The following is a 5,611-nucleotide window of genomic DNA, read 5'->3' as shown; positions in this document are numbered from 1 at the left end:
AAATTATGTAGGAAATGTGAACCCCCGATTCCCCCTTGCGCGGGGGCCGGGAGGCTGGCATTATATCTCCTTGCCGCGCGGGCCGGAGCGCCCGCAGGCAGCGTACCTTGGGAACCGGATACCGCGGGGAGCGGGGGAGACCCCGACTCTCCGGCGGAGGAAGACAGACGGAATCTTCGAGAACCATCTTCTCAATTTATAGAGCGATGCACTGATCATAGTACAGGGACACATCAGTGTCCCCGTCCTTTCCCAGGACGTCGCGCCCAGAGAGAATGGATCCGATCGGCGTCATGCCGGCCGGGCGGGCTCCCGCCCAATCACATGATAGCAGGGACCCACGGGGTCCTATCATTTGGACGGAGAGTTCGATCCTGGCTCAGGATGAACGCTGGCGGCGCGCCTAACACATGCAAGTCGAGCGGCACCCTGCTTCGGCAGGAAGCGAGCGGCGAACGGCTGAGTAACACGTGACCAACCTGCCCTGCGCACGGGGACAGCCGCGGGAAACCGCGGGTGATACCCGGTGGCCCCCTGGGGACCGCATGGCCCCAGGGGCATAGCTCCGGCGGCGCGGGATGGGGTCGCGGCCCATCAGGTAGTTGGTAGGGTGACGGCCTACCAAGCCGACTACGGGTAGCCGGGTTGAGAGACCGACCGGCCAGATTGGGACTGAGACACGGCCCAGACTCCTACGGGAGGCAGCAGTGGGGAATCTTGCGCAATGGGGGGAACCCTGACGCAGCGACGCCGCGTGCGGGATGGAGGCCTTCGGGTCGTGAACCGCTTTCAGCAGGGACGAGACTGACGGTACCTGCAGAAGAAGCCCCGGCTAACTACGTGCCAGCAGCCGCGGTAATACGTAGGGGGCGAGCGTTATCCGGATTCATTGGGCGTAAAGCGCGCGTAGGCGGCCGCGCAGGCGGGGGGTCAAATCCCGGGGCTCAACCCCGGGCCGCCCCCCGAACCGCGCGGCTTGGGTCCGGCAGGGGAGGGTGGAACGCCCGGTGTAGCGGTGGAATGCGCAGATATCGGGCGGAACACCGGTGGCGAAGGCGGCCCTCTGGGCCGGCACCGACGCTGAGGCGCGAGAGCCGGGGGAGCGAACAGGATTAGATACCCTGGTAGTCCCGGCCGTAAACGATGGACGCTAGGTGTGGGGACGTTGGAGTCTCCGTGCCGCAGCCAACGCATTAAGCGTCCCGCCTGGGGAGTACGGCCGCAAGGCTAAAACTCAAAGGAATTGACGGGGGCCCGCACAAGCAGCGGAGCATGTGGCTTAATTCGAAGCAACGCGAAGAACCTTACCCGCGCTTGACATGGCGGTGAAGCGGCGGAGACGCCGTGGCCGAGAGGAGCCGCCACAGGTGGTGCATGGCTGTCGTCAGCTCGTGTCGTGAGATGTTGGGTTAAGTCCCGCAACGAGCGCAACCCCCGCCGCGTGTTGCCATCGGGTGATGCCGGGAACCCACGCGGGACCGCCGCCGCCAAGGCGGAGGAGGGCGGGGACGACGTCAAGTCATCATGCCCCTTATGCGCGGGGCTGCACACGTGCTACAATGGCAGGTACAGAGGGTTGCCACCCCGCGAGGGGGAGCGGATCCCGAAAGCCTGCCCCAGTTCGGACCGGGGGCTGCAACCCGCCCCCGCGAAGTCGGAGTTGCTAGTAATCGCGGATCAGCATGCCGCGGTGAATGCGTTCCCGGGCCTTGTACACACCGCCCGTCACACCACCCGAGTCGTCTGCACCCGAAGCCGCCGGCCCAACCTCGTGAGGGAGGCGTCGAAGGTGTGGAGGGCGAGGGGGGTGAAGTCGTAACAAGGTAGCCGTACGGGAACGTGCGGCTGGATCACCTCCTTTCTAGGGAGAATAGCCTCTTAGAAAGAAATACCTATTTAGAACTTGTTCCCCGAGGATGCCCTGCGGGCGGGAGCTCCCGCCCGGCGATCCCGTCCCGACCCTCCGCCGGCAGCCCGCGGCGTCCGGCCCCCGGGGCACGCGCCCGCGTACCTTGAGAGCCGCATAGCGCGCGGAGACATGCCTGACGGCGTGCTCCGGCGCGATCTCCTAGCACCGAACGATGTTCGGTGCGCTGCGAACCACATTGATATGAACGTGGGAAGCATCATGTAGCGACGACGATCGCGTAGGTATTCATTACCTGCGAACTTGTATATTCAGAGATACGAGGTTACCGACATTAACATCTTGGCTATTCATACATGAGTGAACCGTGGCCCCGCCGAGCGGCGGGAAGATGTCACGGGCGCACGGCGGATGCCTTGGCGCAGGGAGCCGACGAAGGGCGCGGCAAGCCGCGATAGTCCCCGGGGAGGCGCACACGGCCTTCGATCCGGGGGTGCCCGAATGGGAGAACCCGGCCGCGGAAGCGCGGTCACCCGGCAGCTGAACACATAGGCTTCCGGGAGGGAACCGGGGGAACTGAAACATCTAAGTACCCCGAGGAGGAGAAATCAATCACGAGATCCCCCGAGTAGCGGCGAGCGAAAGGGGGCGACGGCCAAACCGGCGAGCGCACGCGGCCTGAGGGCTTCGCGCCGCCGGGGTTGTAGGGCCGCCCGCCCGGGAGCCTCAGCTCCCGGCGGGGAAGTCGCGCGGGCGGCGGAACGGCATGGGAAGGCCGGCCGCAGAGGGTTAGGGCCCCGTACGCCCACCCGCAGCGACTCCCCGGAGGCGGTCCCTGAGTAGGGCCGGGCACGTGAAACCCGGTCCGAACCTGGGTGGACCACCATCCAAGCCTGAACACTACCCTGCGACCGATAGTGGACGAGTACCGTGAGGGAAAGGTGAAAAGCACCCCGGGAGGGGAGTGAAACAGCACCTGAAACCGTGCGCCCACGAGCAGTCGGAGCACCTTCTGGTGTGACGGCGTGCCTTTTGTAGAATGAGCCAGCGAGTCAGACGCGCGCGGCGAGGTTAAGCTAGGAAGCGAGCCGCAGAGAAGTCGAGTCCGAACAGGGCGTCGAGTCGCGCGCGCTGGACGCGAAGCCGGGTGAGCTATCCCTGGGCAGGCTGAAGCGGGGGTAAGACCCCGTGGAGGGCCGAACGGCAGTACGTTGAAAAGTGCTCCGATGACCTGGGGATAGGGGTGAAAGGCCAATCAAACCCGGAGATATCTCGTTCTCCCCGAAATAGCTTTAGGGCTAGCGTCGGCCGTTCTCCGGCGGAGGTAGAGCACCGGACGGGTGAGGGGGCTTCGCCGCCTACCGATCCCGACCGAACTCCGAATGCCGCCGGATCAGAGGCCGGCAGTCAGAGCATGTGGGCTAAGCTGTGTGCTCGAGAGGGAAACAGCCCAGACCGCCCGCCAAGGCCCCCAAGTCCGTGCCGAGTGGCAAAGGATGTGCGTCCGCCCAGACAGCCAGGAGGTTGGCTTAGAAGCAGCCACCCCTTCAAAGAGTGCGTAACAGCTCACTGGCCGAGTGGACATGCGCCGACAATACACGGGGCTAAGCACGGCGCCGAAGCGGCGGATACGTTTGACGTATGGTAGGGGAGCGTCCCGCGGGGGGCGAAGCCGGAGGGCGACCGACGGTGGACCGCGCGGGAGCGAGGATGCTGGCATGAGTAGCGAGAGTGGAGAGGGTAACTCCACCGCCGTGAACCCGAGGTTTCCTGGGCGAGGCTAATCCCCCCAGGGTCAGTCGGGGGCTAAGGCGAGGCCGGAAGGCGTAGCCGAAGCGCAGCAGGCAGACATTCCTGCACCGCGCACGCGGCGCTATGACCGATGCGGCGACGGATGGGGGTGGCTCGGCCGGGTTCTGGACGTCCCGGTGATGGAGCGCGGCCCGTCGGGGAGGGAAGTCCCCCCGGCACGAGGGTTAGGCTCCGGACGAAGCGACTGAGCGAAGCGAGTGAGCCCGTGGTCCCTAGAAAAACCGCTAGGCAGGCGCGTGCGCGCCCGTACCGCAAACCGACACAGGTGGGTGGGTAGAACATACCGAGGCGATCGGGTCAACCGTGGTCAAGGAACTCGGCACAATGGCCCCGTAACCTAGGGAGAAGGGGTGCCGGCGCGTAGGTGGAGGGACTCGCTCCCCGAGCCGAGGCCGGCCGCAGTGAAGAGGCCCAAGCGACTGTTTACCAAAAACACAGGACTCTGCAGAAGCCGCAAGGCGACGTATAGGGTCTGACGCCTGCCCGGTGCCGGAAGGTCACGCGGAGGGGTCAGCCGCAAGGCGAAGCTCCGAAGCCAAGCCCCGGTAAACGGCGGCCGTAACTATAACGGTCCTAAGGTAGCGAAATTCCTTGTCGGGTAAGTTCCGACCTGCACGAAAGGCGCAACGACTTGGGCGCTGTCTCGACCACGGACCCGGTGAAATTGCACTGGTCGTGAAGATGCGACCTACCCGCGGAAGGACGGAAAGACCCCGTGAACCTTCACTGCAGCTTGGCATTGGCCGCTGCTCGGGAGCGTAGAGGATAGGCGGGAGGCTTCGAAGCCGGGGCGCCAGCCCCGGTGGAGCCGACCTTGGAATACCGCCCCCTCCCGTGCGGCGTCCTAACCCCCGGCCGCGATCCGGCGGGGGGACCGTGCCAGGTGGGCAGTTTGACTGGGGCGGTCGCCTCCTAAAGGGTAACGGAGGCGCGCGAAGGTTGGCTCGGGGCGGTCGGCAACCGCCCTCACAGAGTGCAAGAGCGCAAGCCAGCTTGACTGCGAGTCCTACAAGACGAGCAGGTGCGAAAGCAGGCTCTAGTGATCCGGCGGCCCCACGTGGGAGGGCCGTCGCTCAACGGATAAAAGGTACTCCGGGGATAACAGGCTGATCTTGCCCAAGAGTCCACATCGACGGCAAGGTTTGGCACCTCGATGTCGGCTCATCGCATCCTGGGGCTGGAGCAGGTCCCAAGGGTACGGCTGTTCGCCGTTTAAAGCGGTACGCGAGCTGGGTTCAGAACGTCGTGAGACAGTTCGGTCCCTATCCTCCGTGGGCGCAGGAGACTTGATGGAGGCTGCCCCTAGTACGAGAGGACCGGGGTGGACGCACCTCCGGTGAACCGGTTGTCGACCAACGGCACGGCCGGGTAGCCGCGTGCGGCGCGGATAACCGCTGAAGGCATCTAAGCGGGAAGCCGTTCCAGAGATTGGGTCTCCCTTCGGTAAGGGCACCGGTAGACCACCGGTTCGATAGGCCGCAGGTGCAAGGTCGGCGACGGCCTCAGCCGAGCGGTACTAATCGCCCGAGCTCTTCACCCGCTCGACGGGCCCGCCGGGATGGTCGGCGGTCGCCGCCGCTCGGGCGCTCCCCACGGGTTCCGGGAGGTCGCGTGTCGCGCTGTGCGGCCCTGAGGGCACGCGGGGGCGGACGTTCCCCGGGCCGGCGGGCGCCGCCCACCGGTCAGCGGCCATGGCAGGGGGGGTACGCCCGGTCCCGTTCCGAACCCGGAAGCTAAGCCCCCGAGCGCCGAGAGTACTGCGGTGTAGACCGTGGGAGGGCAGGGCGCCGCTGACCGGTGGACGGCACCGTGCCGTTCGCTTAACATGAATGAGGGCCTTCGGCTGATGCCGGAGGCCCTTTTTCGTATATACCTATACAATGGTTGCGGTTTAGATGCAGTACAGATCTTGGAGGTAGCCATGGCAGAGGC

Annotated in this window: 3 rRNA genes; all 3 read left to right on the top strand. The window is 65.5% G+C overall.

Annotated elements, in window-relative coordinates:
• Positions 1 to 356: 356 nt before the first annotated feature.
• Positions 357 to 1,861 (top strand): 16S ribosomal RNA (locus HGEM_RS09590).
• Positions 1,862 to 2,251: 390 nt separating this feature from the next.
• Positions 2,252 to 5,221: ribosomal RNA gene (locus HGEM_RS09585) — 23S ribosomal RNA — on the top strand.
• A 139-nt stretch (positions 5,222 to 5,360) separates the two neighbouring features.
• Positions 5,361 to 5,475, top strand: a 5S ribosomal RNA gene (rrf, locus tag HGEM_RS09580).
• Together the 16S, 23S and 5S rRNA genes form the textbook arrangement of a ribosomal RNA operon.
• The last annotated feature ends 136 nt before the right edge of the window (positions 5,476 to 5,611 follow it).

It is taken from the genome of Enorma massiliensis phI, from assembly GCF_000311845.1.
GTDB lineage: Bacteria > Actinomycetota > Coriobacteriia > Coriobacteriales > Coriobacteriaceae > Enorma > Enorma massiliensis.
Note: the sequence above shows the minus strand (reverse complement) of the source record. Positions and strands in the feature narration are given on the sequence as shown.